The 18,437-nt window shown below is 47.6% G+C and carries 19 protein-coding genes; all 19 read right to left on the bottom strand.

What is annotated here, in order from left to right; translation table 11 throughout:
- Nucleotides 1-128: 128 nt before the first annotated feature.
- Complete coding sequence (locus tag sps_RS16945; RefSeq protein ID WP_077753584.1) at nt 129-2,630, bottom strand: host specificity factor TipJ family phage tail protein; 2,502 nt, start codon at nt 2,628-2,630, stop codon at nt 129-131.
- Entirely contained in the window at nt 2,627-3,034 is a 408-nt protein-coding gene (locus sps_RS16950; RefSeq protein WP_077753585.1) for a hypothetical protein, read from the bottom strand. The genes sps_RS16945 and sps_RS16950 overlap by 4 nt, the downstream gene beginning before the upstream one ends.
- The gene (locus sps_RS16955) at nt 3,034-6,045 is read right to left on the bottom strand and encodes a DUF1833 family protein (protein ID WP_077753586.1); all 3,012 of its coding nucleotides are present in this window, start codon (nt 6,043-6,045) and stop codon (nt 3,034-3,036) included. Before sps_RS16955 ends, sps_RS16950 begins: the two co-directional genes overlap by 1 nt.
- Nucleotides 6,045-6,416 (bottom strand): hypothetical protein, encoded by a 372-nt coding sequence (locus sps_RS16960; protein WP_077753587.1) that lies wholly within the window; start codon nt 6,414-6,416, stop codon nt 6,045-6,047. Before sps_RS16960 ends, sps_RS16955 begins: the two co-directional genes overlap by 1 nt.
- The gene (locus sps_RS16965; RefSeq protein WP_077753588.1) at nt 6,409-9,321 is read right to left on the bottom strand and encodes a tape measure protein; all 2,913 of its coding nucleotides are present in this window, start codon (nt 9,319-9,321) and stop codon (nt 6,409-6,411) included. Before sps_RS16965 ends, sps_RS16960 begins: the two co-directional genes overlap by 8 nt.
- A 2-nt stretch (nt 9,322-9,323) precedes the next feature.
- Entirely contained in the window at nt 9,324-9,659 is a 336-nt protein-coding gene (locus tag sps_RS16970; RefSeq protein ID WP_077753589.1) for a hypothetical protein, read from the bottom strand.
- Nucleotides 9,660-9,664: 5 nt separating this feature from the next.
- Nucleotides 9,665-9,997, bottom strand: a complete 333-nt coding sequence (locus sps_RS16975) for a hypothetical protein (RefSeq protein WP_077753590.1) — start codon at nt 9,995-9,997, stop codon at nt 9,665-9,667.
- 63 nt (nt 9,998-10,060) lie between these two features.
- Nucleotides 10,061-10,966 carry a phage tail tube protein gene (locus tag sps_RS16980; protein ID WP_077753591.1) on the bottom strand — a complete coding sequence of 302 codons (906 nt, stop codon included), beginning with the start codon at nt 10,964-10,966 and terminating at the stop codon, nt 10,061-10,063.
- A gap of 14 nt (nt 10,967-10,980) precedes the next feature.
- On the bottom strand, nt 10,981-11,397 hold the full coding sequence (locus sps_RS16985; RefSeq protein ID WP_077753592.1) for a phage tail terminator protein: 417 nt from the start codon (nt 11,395-11,397) through the stop codon (nt 10,981-10,983).
- Nucleotides 11,397-11,834, bottom strand: coding sequence for a gp436 family protein (locus tag sps_RS16990; protein WP_077753593.1), 438 nt, complete (start codon nt 11,832-11,834; stop codon nt 11,397-11,399). The genes sps_RS16985 and sps_RS16990 overlap by 1 nt, the downstream gene beginning before the upstream one ends.
- Nucleotides 11,834-12,355, bottom strand: a complete 522-nt coding sequence (locus sps_RS16995) for an HI1506-related protein (RefSeq protein WP_077753594.1) — start codon at nt 12,353-12,355, stop codon at nt 11,834-11,836. The genes sps_RS16990 and sps_RS16995 overlap by 1 nt, the downstream gene beginning before the upstream one ends.
- Before the next feature lie 77 nt (nt 12,356-12,432).
- On the bottom strand, nt 12,433-13,326 hold the full coding sequence (locus sps_RS17000) for a Mu-like prophage major head subunit gpT family protein (protein ID WP_077753595.1): 894 nt from the start codon (nt 13,324-13,326) through the stop codon (nt 12,433-12,435).
- Nucleotides 13,327-13,379: 53 nt separating this feature from the next.
- Nucleotides 13,380-13,775, bottom strand: coding sequence for a hypothetical protein (locus sps_RS17005; protein ID WP_077753596.1), 396 nt, complete (start codon nt 13,773-13,775; stop codon nt 13,380-13,382).
- A complete protein-coding gene (locus tag sps_RS17010; RefSeq protein WP_077753597.1) occupies nt 13,769-15,031 on the bottom strand; it encodes a phage protease in 1,263 nt (420 codons plus the stop codon). The genes sps_RS17005 and sps_RS17010 overlap by 7 nt, the downstream gene beginning before the upstream one ends.
- 52 nt (nt 15,032-15,083) lie before the next feature.
- Nucleotides 15,084-15,965 (bottom strand): AbiTii domain-containing protein, encoded by an 882-nt coding sequence (locus sps_RS17015; RefSeq protein WP_077753598.1) that lies wholly within the window; start codon nt 15,963-15,965, stop codon nt 15,084-15,086.
- Nucleotides 15,966-16,234: 269 nt separating this feature from the next.
- Entirely contained in the window at nt 16,235-17,152 is a 918-nt protein-coding gene (locus sps_RS17020) for a hypothetical protein (RefSeq protein WP_077753599.1), read from the bottom strand.
- 103 nt (nt 17,153-17,255) lie between these two features.
- Nucleotides 17,256-17,621 carry a hypothetical protein gene (locus tag sps_RS17025; protein WP_077753600.1) on the bottom strand — a complete coding sequence of 122 codons (366 nt, stop codon included), beginning with the start codon at nt 17,619-17,621 and terminating at the stop codon, nt 17,256-17,258.
- Between the two features lie 43 nt (nt 17,622-17,664).
- Nucleotides 17,665-18,066 carry a hypothetical protein gene (locus sps_RS17030; RefSeq protein ID WP_077753601.1) on the bottom strand — a complete coding sequence of 134 codons (402 nt, stop codon included), beginning with the start codon at nt 18,064-18,066 and terminating at the stop codon, nt 17,665-17,667.
- Between the two features lie 2 nt (nt 18,067-18,068).
- Nucleotides 18,069-18,260, bottom strand: coding sequence for a hypothetical protein (locus tag sps_RS17035; protein ID WP_077753602.1), 192 nt, complete (start codon nt 18,258-18,260; stop codon nt 18,069-18,071).
- Between the last annotated feature and the right edge of the window lie 177 nt (nt 18,261-18,437).

The following is an 18,437-nucleotide window of genomic DNA, read 5'->3' on the forward strand; positions in this document are numbered from 1 at the left end:
ACCTAGAAGGCACTTATTCCGTATTTGATTACATATTTTCTCTAACTGCCAAGAGTCATTTTCAGAGCTTGCACTCTAATCCATTTCTGTCCCGAAAAGTGTTAAAGCAATAGCTAAGAACACTGGTGCTATGTAGGTGGTTCGTTATTATCATCTGCATACACCCGTTCATCATAACCCGATGCCACTAATGAGACCTTTTCAGTCCCTGCGGGCTGCATGGTGTTTATCAAAGCTTTTGTTTCAATGTTATCCAGTACGCCAAAGCGGTATAGCACGTCATCTTGACTGCCCTGTGAGATGGGGAACGGCGGTAGACTGGATAACACAAACTCTCTATCTGAGCCGCCTTGATACACCTCCACTGGCCCCCAAGGAGAACCATCTGGTGCCCTTAAAACCGTGTAGTGTTTCTCTCCTGGTATCCACTCGATAATTCCAGACAGCAAGGCGACATTATCGTGGCTATCAAAGTTCACTATACGCCCCTGAAAGTCATCCTCATCTGCAATGCCTACACACGACAGGCGTTCACAGTTAAAGCCATCGAGCTCAGTATCAAACAGATAAGTGATACGTCGATATTTATACTCTCTGCGTTTGCGCATGCCATAGCGCCATGCTTCTCGCCTTTCCGTTATTCCAAATGCACGTACCTTTTTAGGCTTAGTACCAGAGTCACCAGGTAATGAACACAAGACCGTTGATGACTTCCAGGTCGTACTGTCCATGTACTCAACTTCAACACTATCAAACTCATCATCAATGATAAGCTCTTCGCGCACTCTAAGTGGCGACAGCATGTTATCTGGTTGAAACATCTGCTCCACCACCCGATTAGCATCATCCCTTACAGGCCTCAACTTGCCCCACTCGATACTGGGTATCGCAAACCCCACGTCTAACATACGTTTTGCGGCATCGATAAAGGTCAGTTGGTTATCAAATACCCCATCAAAGTACTGCCGACGGGACGCACAGATATCATTGAGGTACTGCAACCGAGAATGGTCTAAATCGGTGAGGTAATCTAAATTTGACGTGCTAAGCAGATGCACCAGGGCGTTAACTGGATTTCGGGTTTTATCCGTCACAAAGCTGCCATCAGGCTGCATAGTCGGTATCACCCGTGTGCCTATACCACTCACCTTGGTTGAGGCCGCTGCCGACAAAGCAGAAGAGGCTTTAAGCTTCATCAGTAAGCAGGTGTCGTGTGGGTAGTTCACGGGAGACTGCACTTCTGAACGCAGCCCCACCCACATCAAATCATCATGCGCTTTTAAATCATCGAGCTTACTGGTTACCAGTGACAATCTGACCTCTGCCCGCATATCGACCTGCATATCAATACGCTGACTAAACCCCAGTTGGTCAAGCGTCTTGTCGGTATGCGTAAACATAGCGGCTTGCCACGCATCAGCACTGCTAATCGCGCGCCATTCAACCCGAAACGTCACGGTTAACTCATCAATTGAACCTCTATCGTTAAGCTTCCCTAATCCACGGGGAAACTTATAATCAATCCAGATGTAGCGAGCTGATTTACCACTCTTACTGGCAGCAAACGGCCCTGATTTTCTGCCATCAACGGAGCCCGTTAAATTCACTTGAGAAAAGGCGATTAGTCCACTGCCAACAAACCCAGTCCAACTGGGGTCATCGATGCCATCAGTATCGAGTTTATTCAACACCAGCACGCGGCGATTATCATTGACCGAGACAATGCTGTAGAAACCATTGTCGTTTGTGCTGCCCTCTATTTCGATATTCGAGCCACTGGTAAAGGTCACCGGCCATTGTTGTGATATTTCTCGCTCAATAGGCTCGCTGCCTCCGATTAACTCCTGTTTAATCAGCCGTAAACTGCTGGTTGAAGCGGGTTTTAAAAACTTATTAAAGCTCGACGCCACCCCAATCACTAACCCAGCCACCTCAATCTCAACCTCACCATTGGCCACTTCCGGTGCCGTATACATGATTTGATGCGCTGGATGAGCCGTTAAATCAGAACCTGGGGGCGCGATTAAATACTGGCAATCGATACCTAGACGATCCGCTTCCGTTTCAGCAATGTAGATAAGCTTATCATTGGGGTAATTGAGCTTATCTGGATGGTCAAAATCGATATTCCCCCCGCCCACACACATCAACAGCAGCAACCATTGCTCATTATCCTCAAAGGTTTTATAAGGAGGCGCGATTAAATCGGGGATCACTTTATGCCGCCCTAATAACTCAGGGACAGCGCCATTGATCCTGACTCGATTGCCTTGAGAGTTGATATCGTAAATAGAGGAGCCTTTCGGCGTCGTGCTGTTGTACGTATCGGGGATATTGTTCATGCTGTAGATTGCACTGCCAACCGCAAGCACAGCCACCACCGCATAAAAGATAGTAATAGGCTCTTTAGGCTCGATCACCACTTCCACCATATCGCCGTCATTAAGTCGACACGCAGACCAATGCTCAAACGACAGGGGCTTATCATTAACAAAGACCATAAATTGATCGCGTTCAAGCGATGAGCAATACCCCTCTAACGTACTTAAGAGTGTGCTCGACTGCTCAACCCCATAAGATGAGTACACGCTTTTATCTAGCTTATTGGGGTACACGATTAACGATATCATTGCCAAAATTCCAGTTGCTGCTGTTGATGTAAAAACAACGGGAGCGGCGTCATTAAGCCCCCAGTTTTCTCGCCAGTGTGAAGCACGACCAGTTGGTTGTTCTCGCTAACCTCGACCACGATTCCAAGGTGCACACAAACACCCTGCTGCAGACAAGCCACCAAGCACCCATCAGCCGCCGTATTCGTGCGCCTTAACGTGGTCGTTTCAGCGCGGTAGGCTTTGGTGAGTTGACGTTTATTGGCTGCTAAAATGGTGTCAAACATAGACAGCTCTGAATAGTGATAATGTGTTTGAGCCACATACCGCGCCAGGCCATAACAATCCCAGCCGTTCATATCTCGCCCACCATCAACATAAGGCACGGTGCGGTAACGAAGTAAGCTACTATATGCAACCGCCATTACAGATAATCCAAGCCGGGGTAATCCGACGCGGTATAGATTCTTGCGGGCCACTTTTTATTGATAAACTCAATTTTCCAGCCACACACTAGCGTGATCACCCCCTCTTTTTTCTCATAACTTTTGGCGGTTAATCGCAGCTCCGGTGCAGCAGGGCCGGATTGATAGCCAGAGCTGGTGTATAAACGCAATATCACTTCAATTTTGTCGCCTGCCTCCTTAATGACCCTTAAGCTTCGCGAGACCTCGCCATTCACATTGGGCACCGCAATATTCAACGTGCTATTGCCTTCACCCACTTTCGGGAATTGGATCTCAATACCTGCCGCGTGATATTCAATCAGATTGCCTTGGTGATCTTTTGCCGTCAGCGCGTCAAAGCCGCGCACTAAGTACACCTTCCCTGGCGGATGACCTTCAACTTTAAGGGTGGGACTGCTCATTTCAACGGTGTAATAAATACTCTCTCCCGTGGGGGCACTGGCATACACTTGAGCCAATTGATTCGCCACGGTCAGCCCATTTAACGCCCTGAAAAAATCTTTAGGATAGGACTCACCCTGGTGCTGATAAATTGCGCCTGTTGTTGCCTCAGGGATGTATTCAAAACGGCGAATTTTCATGTACTGCGAACGCCAAGGGGCCCCTCTTCCGGCCCAGTGAGTATTGGCGGAGGGAAACCACATTCCCAGCCATAATCGCTGCGGCATAAAAGGAACATGACTCTCCACCCGCTTAACCAGCACATCATCAATGAAAAACTCAACATAGGGTGAGCCATCATCAAGCATCCATTTGATGCCAAATTTATGATATTCATCATCGGTCACATTGACCCCATGATTAACCCATTCATCGGTATATTCAGACCAGTAAGCCGGATCGTTAACGGCGCTGTAATTCGGATCATAAGTTGGGACATCATTATTGACCACGTCCCAATTGCGTAGCTCACCATGCCAGGTATTAAATCGCCCATTGGTGTAACTCACAATTTCGGTATCCGGATCGGTTTTTAATGCGGTAGGCAGTTCAATATCAATCTCATGGTTTCTCACCAGGTAAAAACCCGCTTCTTCCGTTCCAGATTGATGCAGACCATCCTCAACCATGCTGTCAAACAAGGGATGTCCGGCATAACCTTCTTCATAATGGAATAACCAAAAAGCACTGCAAACACCTGACAACGGCGGCAGCTTCGCTTCAATGATGAATTCACCTGGACCGAAATAGCTGCGTGACACCAGACAGCCCCCAACCCGCGTTTTACGCTCGATGCTCTCTCCCAATTTACTCACGCCATAAACGGCCCCCGTGTAGTCATCCCCATTGGCGGTGATCACGACTTCACCATCGATAGCATTCAGTGACACATTTTGTTGTACTATCCCGCCATTGTCGCCGCCCCAGGCTTTATGACCTGCCATCCACCTTGAGAGTACGGCATTGTGATCGGTAAACTCTTCGACTAAATGGTCGCTCGGATCACTGAGTACCGCCAATGACGTCACGGTAAAGGGTAAAACAGGCGACTCACCACCAAGCGCTATGACGGTGAGGTGATACGGGCCAGGTGCCACTCTCGGCACAGTGAGTTCGATACTGTCACTGCGAGCTTTAAGCACTACCGCGCTATGCGCTGTCACCTCCCCCGTCGCTAAGTTTTTCATCTTAATGATTTGATGCAACGCAGGTCTGATGCAGTAAGGGGTTTCACCTTCAGGCAATGGGATATTGCGCACACAAAAATCACGAATGTAGCCATCAAAATAGGTCATGCCATGGAGGAATTTCGACGTGCTGGGCGTATTAACATTGGCTGGCTGGGCAAGCCAGGTAGTTGATGAGGTTCGCACCGAAACATGGCCACTGGGGGAAGTGCCCACCGCAAAGACCACATCGCCTTGAATGGTGCCGTTTGCAAAAGGTTTACCGATACTCACACCATTAATAAAATACTCAAGCGCGCCATGATCACTGTCATAAATGATCCCGCAGCTGCCCCCAGCAGGAAACGCTGAGCCCCAAGGGGTTCCCCCACCAATTTGTTGAGCGAACTTGTGCCCATTATTGGTACCCACCGCCCAACCTGTCACCCCAATGGCCACATCCAATGAGCTACCCACAGGGGCTACGCCAGGATAAGCCGCACCCGAATCATGATAGGAAAACTCCATATACCAGCGCCCTGTATTGGGCTTAATGACGTCATAAAGATGCGCAGAGCGATAGCCACCACTCGGTTTACTGATAGAAAATCCATCTGGGGTAATTGAAAACTCACCGTGAGTATGTGATGTTTTGAAAAACGATGGCACTGTGGCCAGCTCAGACACTTCCCCTTGTCCAAGGTAAATGGCTTTGCTTTCATCAGGCCGAAAGTCGCTCACCGCTTGCTGTGTTGTGTCGTTAAATCCAGCTAATGTTTGCACTGTTAAATACATCACACCGCTAACGCGTTTCATTTCGACACCCAGCCAGGTGCCCTTCGATACACTGGAGACATCAACCTCTGCCGCTGATGAATAGTGCCCATGGCGAAAGCGAAGGCTGTCGCCATCAACGGGATTAGGCACATAGAGTAAACTCACCCCATACAGGCCAGTACCCGCGCCCATGATGGCCACGGGATGTGTGGGAATAACAGGCAAATAGCATTTCAGATACAGATAATAATCTTGATCTCCCTTAACACCGACCAGCCCTTGAAGATCTAATGCGCCACTGCCAAACACTGCAGTACGCAATGACGTCTGCTGTGATGCAACAAACTTGACGGCGGCGACCCCAGCGACACCCGATATTTTGGGCTTCACATCACTGGGTTTGAGCGCCGCATAGTTATTGAACACATCCGAGGTACTGTATTTCAATTGATAAAATGCGTAACGCCTATCCGTCGGAATGTAGGCCACCGACAAAAATGCACCAGCGATCTTAAAGTCAGATTGATCTGGCGTACCCGAATACAAGTTTGAATAATTGATGGTTGGCGTCGGAAATAAAGCCATTAAGTGATCTCCTTGGTTCGGTCACGCACTTCTAATACTCCAGTAAATGTCCAAAAGCGGCCATCGGACTTGACGGTGTCAGTCGGATTAACAATGAAGCGCCCACTTAACTTAACGAGCCCTTTGACCAATCGCAGTGGGTACACATTAAACTCTCCTCGGCTGGCATTGGCGTCTATCCACTGTTCAAATTCGATGGCCATGAGACGGGGCATGAAAAATGACACGCTAAATTGCGTCGGCGTACAGGCATACAAGGTTCTAGCACGCTGATAACCAGACACCATTTTGCTCATGCGAATACGAGGGGCTCTCACCAATTTATAATCGGAGGCCAGGGGTGGCGGAAAATGTGAAGGGTAATCAGCCATTGCGTTGTAACCCGTAGCTTTGCTCTAGCACTTGCGCTGTTTCAGCTCTTTCTAAAATGTTAGCCACCCAAATATTAATCACGTCCTGGCCACTGAGCCCTTTGCTTTGCTCAACGCTGCCCGCCTTACTGGCATCCTCTATCAACTTAACCATCACTTGTACGCCCGCCCCTTTTCCACCCTTGCCCCCATCAGCTGACGTACTCAAGGCATTCATAAGGGTTTGTTGTTGCTTGCGGGTATACACCGTCTCCCCGCCATCGAGAAGATAGGTACCTTCACGGGGAATGGTACCGCCGCCATGAAATTGGCCGATGATGGTGGGGATCAAAGCCATCGCCGCCATCATTGCGGCCATGCCGACAGTGGCGCTGCTTCCGAATGTGGCGATTGATGAGGTTGCGGCGGCTGGAGCCATTGATGCGGTAATAGAGGCACCTGTCGCGGCGGCAGTCGTAGTTGCTGTCGCTGAGGTACTGGCCATAATGCCCTTATCAATAGCCGCCATCGCCAGCTTCTTAATGCTCACCTCCACTAAGCCTGACACCACACTTTTAATCGCTCCCTTAGCAATGCCCTTCATCGCATCACCAAAGTTTTCCGATTCAAAAAGTGCATCTGCAGTTGCAGAGCCAATACCGGAAGCAAACCGATCGAAAGTCTCTGACCACATCGCATCAAACTGGGTTGAAATGCCGCCATTGATCTCACCCATGGCAGTAGCATGACGACGCTGCTCAGCCTCAATCAATAGGTTTATCTGATTACGCTTTAATGCTTCTGACTCAGGGGTATTGGCCAGCTCATCATTCAAGATCCCCATATTGTCGTCATGAGTTTGAGACTCTGAATAACGAGGATCTAAATTCCCCCGCAGATTATCAAACTCACTCGGGCCCTCTGAGGCGAGTGCGTATTCTTCCTTAAGTGCACTGAGCAAGGCTTTACGTTTTTCTAACGGCACATTGGCTTGTTCAAAATACGTTTTTAACAACCGCTCCTTTTCGGCCATCTCATTACTGGCCGCAGCCAGTGGATCGAGTACCTTAAGCAGCTCACTCAGTTGCTTTTTCTGCTCAGCTGCCGCGCTGGTGTTTGCCTTGGTGGCATCCAATGCTTTAGCTGCTTGTAATATCCTGGCATTCACCACCGGATCGAGTTTTTTAAGGCTGCCGAACTCAATTTCATAGCGCACTTTAGCCGCTTCACTCACTTCCCCATAAAGCTGCTTTTGCTTAGTTAACCTGTCCAGCAGCTGTTGCTGGGCTTTATCAACCTTCTTTTTGCCCTTTATCGTGGTGGGCTGTTTATCCATGCTTGGTAAACCTTGCTCAAACAGCGCTTGCTGCGCCGCACTCGCTTCAGTCAACTTGTCGGTTAATTCACTGGCTTTTGTTTTCAAAACATCAAGTTTAACCCGTGATTGCAGCTCACCTGGTGTACCTCTCAACAACAAAGAATGACGATTGACCCGCTCTATTTCAGCATTGGTTTTAATTAATTCACTGCGCCAGGCTTTCATCTGAGTGGAGAGCTTACTGACTTTGATTTGACGCTCTTGCTGGCTGAGCGCCTTAAATTGACCATTAAGCTTTGCAACTTCGTCCGCCAAATTTAAGACCGGCTCTTTTGCCCCATCAGCCTGCATAGCAAAGTAAGCAATCCCTGCCGCGGCCATCATCACCACACCCACAGGCCCGCCCGCTAAACTCATCACACCATTCATGGCGCGAGTCGCAATCGTGGCTCGATTCGTCGCGGTAGTGAGCGCCGTTCTCGCTGTCGTTAACCGCGCTTCAGCCACAACAGCCTGTCCCGACGTTAATACACCTTTACGTTGTGCCATCGCTTTTTGAAGCTCAGCTTGAGCCTCACTGATGGCGGCAGCCCTCGCCACACCATCAGCGTGCGCTTTACTCAGTGAAGCGGTCGCCCCGCTCACCGCTGCCGCGCTGGCACGGCCCATGGCAATAACCAACGCGCCGCCGAGTACATCAATAAGCAACTCGGCATTGTCCGTTGACCACATTAAACCTTCAGTCAAAGTGGATAAAACGGGGGTTAAACTGGAATTAATCGGGGTTTCAAAAGCGACGATGAGCTGCTGATAGGCATTTTTCATGTCGCGAGTCTGGGCGCTGATGTTCGCGGCGGTCGCAGCAGCTGCCCCATCGTATTCACTCAGCGCCTTGATGAGATTGTTACGCAAGAAATCAGCCGTGACTTTGCCGTCGAGCACCATTTGACGAAAGCCGCCTGCGGGTAAACTTGCAGCTCTGTCCATCTTATTAAGCAGACCAGGCATAGGTTCAACCAGTTGATTTAACTCTTCGGCGCGAACGATGGGCGATGCCAGTGCTTGGGACAGGCCATACATAGATTGGCCTAACTGAACAGAGCTCGCTCCAAGCGCCGATTGGGCATTACTCATGCCTTCTAATATCGTGCGAGCTTGAATTTGGGTGACTAAGCCTGAGTCTTGCAGGTTTAACAGCGCCGCATAATTATCCGCTAATGGGATAAGCTCTTTGTGATGTTCACGTGTTATCCGCATCAAGTATTCTTCATTGGCGGCGTAAGCTGCAGTCGAGCCAGACAAGCTCTGCAGACGGGTACGGATATCTTGAAAGGCGGCTAAGTCCTGAGTGATTTTTTTGCCCAGGTTAATCGCAGACAATCCAGCGAATGCGCCAGCAGCATACTGACTCAGACGCTGTAGTGATTTGCCTGCCACATCGCCCTGGCGTTGCACCTTCGATAAGCCTTGAGCGGCTTTATTGCCAGACAACTGGGTGTGATTCAAGCGGGTATTTAAGTCAGAGACCACAGACGTGGCCCCCTTAACGGTACCTATCAACTGTTTGCCATCTGCGGTTAAGGTCAACGCTAGTTTTAAATCACCCATGATTACCCTACTTTGTCATTAAAAATGGTGGTCACCGTATGCGCGATAAGCCTGAGTTTTTGATAATCTTGCTTGCTGTACGCTGTGCCACTCAATTCACTGTCCGCTTTCACAGCCAATACATCTAAGCCGTTACATATCGCAATACCAGGGCCATAGCTGTAACGCATCAAATCTTGCACCTGCAGCCACCACGTCACCGCCACTTGATGTTCATCCCAAAACTCAAACAGCTCCTCTGAGATCGTGTTGGCCTTAATACCCAACAAGGCCATTTCCTCATCGAATTGGCGCTGCTCAGCCTGAGAAATAGGCGTACGGATATAGAGCCCCCGCACCCCTTCTATGAGTTTTTTCTTGCAGCCTCACCAGAGTTAGCCGCGCGATAGGCATGCAACAGCGCATCGGTAAATGGCGCATGTTGATAGAGGGCTGCACGGTTATCGGGGGTGTCGGCTAATGGCTGCTTATCACTTCCAGCGATGCCATCAAATCCCGCTAAGATGGCATCGAAGAGCTGGTGATCACCTTTACTGAGTTCGGTCATGTAGTCATCAACAGGTAGCAGATTAAGATCGAGGCTGATTTCTATCTCCTCCACCTTGCCGCCATCAAGTGACACCTTTATGGTGGCTGGCCAGTGTTTAACGAGACGCTTAGGGGTAAATGTGAACATGTCATTCCTTAGTTTTTAACTACAACAATGAAGTAGAGCTGTTAGGGGTTAGCCCAATGAGGCTTATTTACTGATAAGCAAATCAACATTACTCAAAGGACGAATGGGAAGTTCATAGGTAAGCGTGCCATCTTGGTCGCCATACTCCGCTCGTCCCAACTGCAGCTGAGCGGTTTTCCACAGCACCTGATTAGTAGCAACACCATGTGATAATTCAAAAGTAACCACATGAGTATTGGCCGCAAAAGGATCGAAGCTAATCAAAGAGGCGGCTTCAAATACCAACTTACCGCTAGGCGCGTAGTCAGTGATCAACACCTCTTCATGACCCACATACTCCTGATGTATCACATCATTAGCCTGATCATATTCGAAGCTGATCAACTTGATGGCACTGCCACCTAAAGTACAGGCTGAGTTAGCCGCCCCCACCTTAAGCGGTGTTTGCCAGGCACTGAAATCCGTGGCAGGAAGGACTGCCGATGTCACAGGCACAAACAGGCCAGTAAAAGTGAACATGATTTTGGGAAACTCTTTGGCTTTCGCTTCTAATTTAAAGCTGCCTCTCGCCCCGACTAATGCGTGCAGCGTGCCATCCATATAGAAATAGAAGGTGATAGAGTCAGCCCCATCTTCATCAATGGCTTGCTCAACACTGTCCGCTTTAACCGTCGCTTTTCGCAAACACGCCCCTAACAGCTTGTCATAGGCCGCAGGCGTCACCGCGGTTCCTGAGCCAGCCCAATCGACCCCGAACTCTAATGTCACATAGGTTTCAGTCTCAATTTCAGCGCTATTTCCTAAGTTGCCATCGTCATATTCCAGGGCAGTGTTCTCACCAGCCAGCGGCGTAATTTTCACCTCGCGGCCCAATACCGCCACACTGGGCTCAGTGGCCGCAATGGCATCGACGCCGTAAGTCAGCTCTTTGGCAAAGACCAGGGCTTTTTTAGCAAATTTACGAGCCATGTTATTCTCCTGCGTTAATTCGCATCTTCTGTATATTCGGTGATGAATCGGTCAAGCCAGGCAACATAATGGCTGCCAATTTTGAGTAAGCTGCCACCGGCTAATGCCAGAGGCTCTGCCTCCAGGTGAGGTCGCCAACCAAACAAGCGCTGACGTACTCGCTCTCTAATGGGCGTTAAACTGGGTTGCAGGCCATTAATACTGGCCATCACCACGACAACGCCCAGCTCCAATTGCACCGTCTGCAGATAAGGGCCTGTCCCACGCACATCAGGCGTAGCCCGCTCTGACATCTCAATGACATACAGTTTAGGCAGTCGCCTTGGCGTCTTATCATCCAGCTCAGAAAGCTTAAGTAGCCCCTCCACTTCCAACCATGGCGCACCAGTCGGTGTCAGCTGAGTGATGAGTGGCGTGACTAAGTCGAGCATCAGATAAAGCCTGTTGATTGGCGACGATTAAACACCGCACCATCACTCTCAATGGCGGGCAAGTCATTACTGACAGGGCTTTCACCTTGAGTGGTGATGCCAAGGGTTATCTTCCCTGCTGCGACCATTTCCAAGAATCGCACCGCATCATCAAAGCGCTTACTGACTTGCTCACTCGCACCGTTGTCATACAAACCATAACGAGCGATGTCACAACACAGACGCTCTAACATTGCAGGTGGCGTGACTAACGGCAGTGTGTAACGTCCAGCCAAGTAGCCATTGATGAGTGCGGTGGCATCGTTAAGTGCCACATCAAGCACACTGGCCACTATTCCACCCGCCAAGCCATCTCGGTCGGTGAGCGAGATAAGCTCATTTTCACCGAACCTGGCAATCATCTGCGCACCGGTGGCATAGACATTAATGGCAGGCATTACTGCGCGTCCTGGCTAGCGGCTTGTGTGGCTTTAAAGTCGCTCCACAAGCTGTCTCTTTCACTGGCAGAAACAGGCGTATTCATCAACTTGCTCAGCACATCACATTGAGGTTTACCGTCTCCGGTGAAGTGCTCTTTATTGTCAGGCTCCAGCTCAAGTATCGCCTCGGCAAAGTTCAGCACCTTCACCGCTTGGGTCTCAGTATCACTTATACCCAGGCTGTCACCGACCAAGGGCCCTTCACCCAACAGTGCTTTATCCGCTTGCGTGTCCACATTTTTAACCGCGTTTGCATTGAGCGTGATAGATGCCTGCGGAGCGTCGGCCTCCACGAACGTGAGCTTAAGCCTTGGGTCATCGTTAAGCTGCGCAAGCTGTGACTCACTAAAGTCATCGGCGTTAAACTTGTTTTCACCTTTACAGAAGCCGACACCTGCACGCCTATAACCGTGATGTGCAAGACAGGTAATGACAGCAAGACGAAGCCTGTTCGTGCCAGTAGAACTTGATATAGCCATTTCATGGATTCTCCAGTTAAAGAAGGTTCGGGGCTATGCCTTAATCGCTAGGGCATAGCAATTGAAGCGCTCGTTATCTATGCGAGCCAGGGCACCACAAGAATGTCGACGGCGTTGTACAGTGAGTTAGTTCCACCACCAGCCAATTCACGCACCTTGAATATCTCTTCGGCTGCTGACTCATGACTTGGGCCAACAACCAGCAATTTAGGCATCACGTTCAGTGGACGACCTTCATCGCTTTTAAGGCTCTTCATCGCTGTGCGCGCCGCCTTAAAATTGGCTCCATTGAGCGTGGCCTTAGAGCCGAACGCCAGCTGCCACAAACCAAAACCAGCATTGACACGGGCATCGACGCCATAGCGATATTCATCACGCATAAACACGCTTTCATCATCGTCTTTGGTCATCGACTTGATGTCGTACTGACGGCGGCGCTGGAACATAAGCGGCTTGATGGGACGGTTTACATCGAGCAGGAACCAGGCATCACCGCCCCCTGCCTGCATATTACTGACAGACTTAATGCCGTTATCTTCATTACCCACCGGATGGTCGGTATCGAAGAAATTCTGTTTGTCGTAACACAAGCTGTTAAAGCCTGCGGCGAGTAAGGTATAAACCAGCTCATCGGGATGAGTGGCCGCGGCGTAGCCCATCTCCTCAAACAGTGGCGTATACACACCATAGGTATCGTCATCGATGTCATCGCGAGGAATGGCCACACTTGATTCAAACTTCTTGTTCTTCACGCTGTAGTCATGCAACGCCAGGCTTTTAAGTTGACGGTCACCCAACCATTCACGCATACGAGGGAACTGGCCAAGCCAGGCATAAGTGGTGGTACTGGTGGTTGATGGCACAAGAGTCGCCACCTTACTCCACAACGGAGTCGTGTCTTTTAACCCCTTATTAAAGGAGGTTTTAATGGCGGTAAATAGCGCCGCAAGATTGGCTTTATTGATGATCATGATTTCGCTCCTAACGAATAAATGGGCTAATGGTTTACGAGTGAAGCGTATGGCTAAACGATATCGACCCAGACTCCGGTAACATCTACATCGATAATATTGCCGAGCATCGAGCGTGTGCCACCACCATCACTGTCAGCCACGGTTTCGTCATCAACCACGTAAGCAGAACTTCCAATATCTGCGCGAGTGATTGAGGCGTCATTGATGAAACGGTGACAGCCATTAACGCTAGGCACCGACTCAGCACCAGCAATACCCTGGGTGTTATCCACTTGTACTCTGGCTACGCCGCGCGGGGTTAAGCCTGTGGCAGTTTGTCCAGCAACGGCATTACCCGCAGCGTCGAGCATCACAATGGCTCCGGCATAAATCAGCACGGTAGCTGCCATAGGATCGTGATGGTCATGATTAGCACGAGTTGGGGTCGCTCTATCTTGAGTTAGCATGAGGCATCTTCCTCCTTCATTGAGGCGGTAAACTCACTCACCGAGAGGCCCATGTTTTTACATACCGCTAATTGCTCAGTGCTAAGTTGTTCATCACCTTCGCCAGGCTTTTGCTTGCCTTGGGTTTGTGGTGTTTTGAGTGCTGCAATCGCGGGACGAGCTTCGAGCATGGCTTTCAGTGCGGCGACGCCTTGTTGCTTGCCAAAGCTAGTGAGGTAGTCAGTCTCAGCTTCAAGCACCTTGTCGGCGTTATCTTTAAGCAGCTGCTCAACAGAGCCTTTTTCATTGCCCGCCTTGAGCGCGACCATCGCGGTGACGGTGGCATCATAAGTGGCCTTAGGCACATACTTGCTCAAGTCCACTTCACCGCTCTTGTGATTAGCGCCACCAGCTTTAAGCGCAACAACCGAGGCGTTAGCTGTATTGAGTTCAGTCTCCAACGTGCCCGACTTATCAGCCTTGGTTTTTAGGGCCGCAATAGCCGTTTTGGCATTATCCGTGGCTGTTTTAAGGGCGGCTTCACTTAAGTCACTGGGCTCATCGATGCCCAGCAAGCCAAGCAGCACCTTTAATGCTTCATTCATGGGAGGATTTCCTTTTGTTGATTGAGATGTTGTTAATGAGTGAGCAGGGTTGGCGGGATTGGAGTGTGCACAGGCTTTAAGCGCCCCTTGTTTTAGTGCAGCAATGGCTTTCATGCCATCGAGCGCGGGGTCATTGGTCAAAGCAACATGAAGCAGCGCCAAAGGGCGGCCTGATTGAGCGTCATAGCTAAAAACAGCGGAGGTATAGCGATACTCTTTATTGGCAATGAATTGTGCCGCAGCAGAAGTCCAATCGACATTAAGTGCAAATAGCCCTTCACCAGGCACATATTCCAGCTCATTGAACCAACCTGCAGCGGGTGCAGGCTTACCGTTCATGTCGCTGTTTAGGGTTTGGTGTTCATAATCAAAATGAAAGTCATTGGTGCGCTCGGCTGCATTGGCTTGAATATTGGTAAAGGACAGAGCATCCATTTGCCACTTGCCACCAGGGACTTCGGAGGGGCGACCATCTTTGGCCGCAAACAGACCATCAGGCAGCAACTGCACACGAGAGGTGTTGTTATTGTTGTTAATGTCGAGTTGGAGCTGAGAGACCTCGCCATCGAACGCAAAAGTCAGTACTGCGACAGCATCACCGTCAGCAGTTGACTGAACATGATCAGCTGACAGTGCAGCGATAGCGTTGGATGAGCGGTTTAATGTTTTCATAGCCCCATGATGCGGGGCTATTGGCTAGGTTAGGATTGGAAAGGTTTCGGGATTATGGTGCTATATTCGGGATTCCATAATATCCTTTTATAGTTTCAGTAAGTAAACCCGCAGCGGTACCGACAGCCACTCCCCAACTACCTTGAGCAGCCTTACTTATCATTCTACCAATCCAGTTGTTAACTTTCTCTCCGAAACCTTCATTTTCTAAAATAGGACCATCAACATCAAAAGCTTCTTTCAAAGCATCAATGTCAGATTCGTCCACTTTATTTTCTATCAAAATATCTCTTAGAGAATCAAAGTCCCCTTCAATTCCATTTGAAAATGATTGCTTAACATTACTATCATTAACGTCCCCAAGAATCCCTTGAAAGTTACCATGTACAGTGATTACCATCCCCTGAGCCTTTTCCTTTTCTTTACTATTAAATGACATTCCCTCTCCTAAAATCCCCTTTTGCTCTAAGTGAGTGGTGAAATCCAGTATTTGATTTCTGATAGAATCTAATAATGCTTGAATTCGATTCAATGGTATTCGGAAAAAGTATTCACATTGATTCCTATACAGCTCTCTAAAAGCCTGTTGTAGATCTGGTGGCAAATTGACGTATGTAAAGCCACCTTTATATTTTAATGTAGCCTCGATCTCTGCTATTGACTGCCTCATTGGAATGGTATCAATGTCATTTAATAGCTCCTGAGGTAACTCGACCGGAACGTAACCTCTGCTTTGAACCCTTGCACAAATTTGTCCGTAAACTTGTCTGTAATCAGGAGTATCTAGTTCTTTATAGCCATTCAGCTCACTTTCAATCCACAATTTATCTAAAGCTAGCTTCTGTGTAACAAGCATTGCTTTACGAGCGAGTGACTTTAATGGAACATTTTCATCTACGCACTCTTTCTGTAATTCTAAGACTAATGATCCCATAACTGTCTTTGATCCATATTTATACACCTAAGTGCAGCGTAACCTAGTTTAAATCCCGTTTAAATCTTCCTGAAATCGTTTAACCACTTTTGCGGAGTACAATAGATAGGTTCAACACTTAAGTAGCTTAAAATCAATCTGAGAGATTTGACTACATAAAGCAACTTAGCCTCTAACTCATTAATTTTTGATTAAGGAAGATATGACAATTGGATAGATGGTAATGCCAAGCGCAGCACTTTATCCCGCTTGCACTTTTAGTTAGGGTTTTAGCTCGGTACTTTAGCAAGAAACTCATCAAAAACTAACCTGCCTTTATCTAAGTTATCATTAAAAATATCCAGATAATCCTCTGATGATATCTCCATCTCAAGCTCATTTCTAACAGCAAGAATTATTGGAGGTAACAAGGCAGATATCTCGAAAAAGTTAACCATGCACTTTCTAGTGAAATCTATATGCTCAGGTCCTTGGCGCTCCCACAGTTCCGCAATGGTCTTTGTATGTTTTTCAATTTTTTCTTGCTCAAAATCAACCTGCCAATTGATGGCCTTCCATGTCCCAGTATCCTGATTTAATTGTAAATTTAGATTTTTCATTAATTCAATATATCGATCAATTTCCTGCTGCGCCTTGAATTTTAGCCGCTCTACCTCTTCTATTGCTTCTTTCCTTTTTAGGAGTGTTGATCGTTCCAGCATTAAATCTAAAGTCTTTGTTCCAATCGCAGCCATAAATACAGTTGTCGCTCGAACAGTTTCTTTTGTTCCAACAATATGAATTTTAGCCATTATTCCAGAATCTCCAACCATGTTCTTGGTGATTTCTTCATTCGGTATATTAAGATCAAAAAAACTACAAATCATGTTTTGACTGCGTGTCAAGGCTTCAGAGGCTCCAAGATATACCTCTTTCTTTATCGATTTTTCTCTTTCAATGCTAGCTAATTGTTGCTGGTTATCACTTCGTACCTCTTCAAGTATTTTGGCATATCCAATTTTGACAGTCTCCACTTGCTCGGTAATTCCGGAAATATCTTCTTTGGTTGCGAGGTTCTTAGCTTTTTCTGTTAGATAAGAAGGAATGTATGACTTAATGAAGAAGTAAATGATCCCGCCGCCGAGAACAGCGCCTACGCCAAGGCTTCCTAGTAGTGAAATCAATTCTTTAATTTCCGCTATATCCATGATTATTATGTGAACCTAATGCCCGGCACAGCGACTTGCAAAACTGGCGCGTAATTTGGTACAAATTGCGGGACAGTTTTGCAAGTCCGACTGCTGCCGCTGATTATGCTTTGCCCTGTGGATAAATTATAGGTATTGAAAACTTAAGCCTACTCTCCGATTTACTTTGGCTTGTAGTTTCTGCACTAGCGCCAATACCAATAGAGGCAATTGATATCTTGGCTCCACCTCCAGCTTTCTCACCTTCTTGAGCTTGTACAGCTATGTCAAAGTCAATCTTTTGTACAAGCTTCCTTTCTTCATGTACCGCTTTAGTGCTTTGTCTTCCGTATGCCTGAGACTCTTCTGAATTTACTTGAATTGAGCCAGGGTTCACGATTGCTTCTGAGTCAGCCAATTCTTTATTTGCTTCTTCAATGGCAAAACAAATTTCAGTGATGCTTGTTTTAATAAAATCTTTTAGTTCCATAGCGAAATTCTCCATTTTGCATAACGCCCCTATGATAGCCTTGTTACGTGCTACTAAACTCGATTGCTGAATATACATACATAAACAAACCTGAATAACCAAGTAAGACGAAACAATGCTTAGCCCAAAATAATATTAATGCTGGCCAGTTAAAACATGGTGGCGCTGTCACCAAGGCGTCTTGAGCCACTCCTTGCTTTTCTTTCAAACGATGAAAAGCGTCCCAAATTGCAGACGCAAGAATATAATGCAAAAGGTCACATGCTAAGCAAGCAATTAGAAATAATGTAGGCCAAAGAAGTTCAAGTGGTAATACTATTGTTTCACTAACTTTACCATTAAAAATCCATATCAAAGCTATACCAGCAAAAGCTGCTTGTCTTGTGACAGTGCTAGATGAGCCGCTAAAGTCGTAGTAACTCTGCTTATAATCAGAGAGTTTCATGACTATTTTTTCTCGTTTCTAGGGCTTCTAGGACCTGTACTTGTAGTATCTTTATTAACATGTACATTATCATCTGGTCGAATGATCTTTTTTCGTTCATCTCCTTGACTGCGGCCTTTATCCCCGCCTTTAATCAAGCCTCCTGAACCACCTTTATTCGAGCCTCCTGAACCACCTTTATTTCTATCTGTCATTGCTATTTCTCCTTAGTTTTAAAACACATAACCTTTGTATAGTACGCATGCGAACTTATTAAACCTATCATTTAAATCAACACTAGCGTAAGCATCTGAGATTACAGGTTAAAATCTTTGCTAACAAGTGAAATAGCTCACAGTTCAACCAAACCCTTACTTGATATCACCGCTTAA

The sequence above is a fragment of the Shewanella psychrophila genome (genome assembly GCF_002005305.1).
GTDB classification, from domain to species: Bacteria; Pseudomonadota; Gammaproteobacteria; order Enterobacterales; family Shewanellaceae; genus Shewanella; species Shewanella psychrophila.

Bases quoted from the DNA above. Each gene is read 5' to 3' on its own strand.
- sps_RS16945 (WP_077753584.1), bottom strand. From the start codon at position 2,630: ATGATATCGTTAATCGTGTACCCCAATAAGCTAGATAAAAGCGTGTAC.
- sps_RS16950 (WP_077753585.1), bottom strand. From the start codon at position 3,034: ATGGCGGTTGCATATAGTAGCTTACTTCGTTACCGCACCGTGCCTTAT.
- sps_RS16955 (WP_077753586.1), bottom strand. From the start codon at position 6,045: ATGGCTTTATTTCCGACGCCAACCATCAATTATTCAAACTTGTATTCG.
- sps_RS16960 (WP_077753587.1), bottom strand. From the start codon at position 6,416: ATGGCTGATTACCCTTCACATTTTCCGCCACCCCTGGCCTCCGATTAT.
- sps_RS16965 (WP_077753588.1), bottom strand. From the start codon at position 9,321: ATGGGTGATTTAAAACTAGCGTTGACCTTAACCGCAGATGGCAAACAG.
- sps_RS16975 (WP_077753590.1), bottom strand. From the start codon at position 9,997: ATGTTCACATTTACCCCTAAGCGTCTCGTTAAACACTGGCCAGCCACC.
- sps_RS16980 (WP_077753591.1), bottom strand. From the start codon at position 10,966: ATGGCTCGTAAATTTGCTAAAAAAGCCCTGGTCTTTGCCAAAGAGCTG.
- sps_RS16985 (WP_077753592.1), bottom strand. From the start codon at position 11,397: ATGCTCGACTTAGTCACGCCACTCATCACTCAGCTGACACCGACTGGT.
- sps_RS16990 (WP_077753593.1), bottom strand. From the start codon at position 11,834: ATGCCTGCCATTAATGTCTATGCCACCGGTGCGCAGATGATTGCCAGG.
- sps_RS16995 (WP_077753594.1), bottom strand. From the start codon at position 12,355: ATGGCTATATCAAGTTCTACTGGCACGAACAGGCTTCGTCTTGCTGTC.
- sps_RS17000 (WP_077753595.1), bottom strand. From the start codon at position 13,326: ATGATCATCAATAAAGCCAATCTTGCGGCGCTATTTACCGCCATTAAA.
- sps_RS17005 (WP_077753596.1), bottom strand. From the start codon at position 13,775: ATGCTAACTCAAGATAGAGCGACCCCAACTCGTGCTAATCATGACCAT.
- sps_RS17010 (WP_077753597.1), bottom strand. From the start codon at position 15,031: ATGAAAACATTAAACCGCTCATCCAACGCTATCGCTGCACTGTCAGCT.
- sps_RS17015 (WP_077753598.1), bottom strand. From the start codon at position 15,965: ATGGGATCATTAGTCTTAGAATTACAGAAAGAGTGCGTAGATGAAAAT.
- sps_RS17020 (WP_077753599.1), bottom strand. From the start codon at position 17,152: ATGGATATAGCGGAAATTAAAGAATTGATTTCACTACTAGGAAGCCTT.
- sps_RS17025 (WP_077753600.1), bottom strand. From the start codon at position 17,621: ATGGAACTAAAAGATTTTATTAAAACAAGCATCACTGAAATTTGTTTT.
- sps_RS17030 (WP_077753601.1), bottom strand. From the start codon at position 18,066: ATGAAACTCTCTGATTATAAGCAGAGTTACTACGACTTTAGCGGCTCA.
- sps_RS17035 (WP_077753602.1), bottom strand. From the start codon at position 18,260: ATGACAGATAGAAATAAAGGTGGTTCAGGAGGCTCGAATAAAGGTGGT.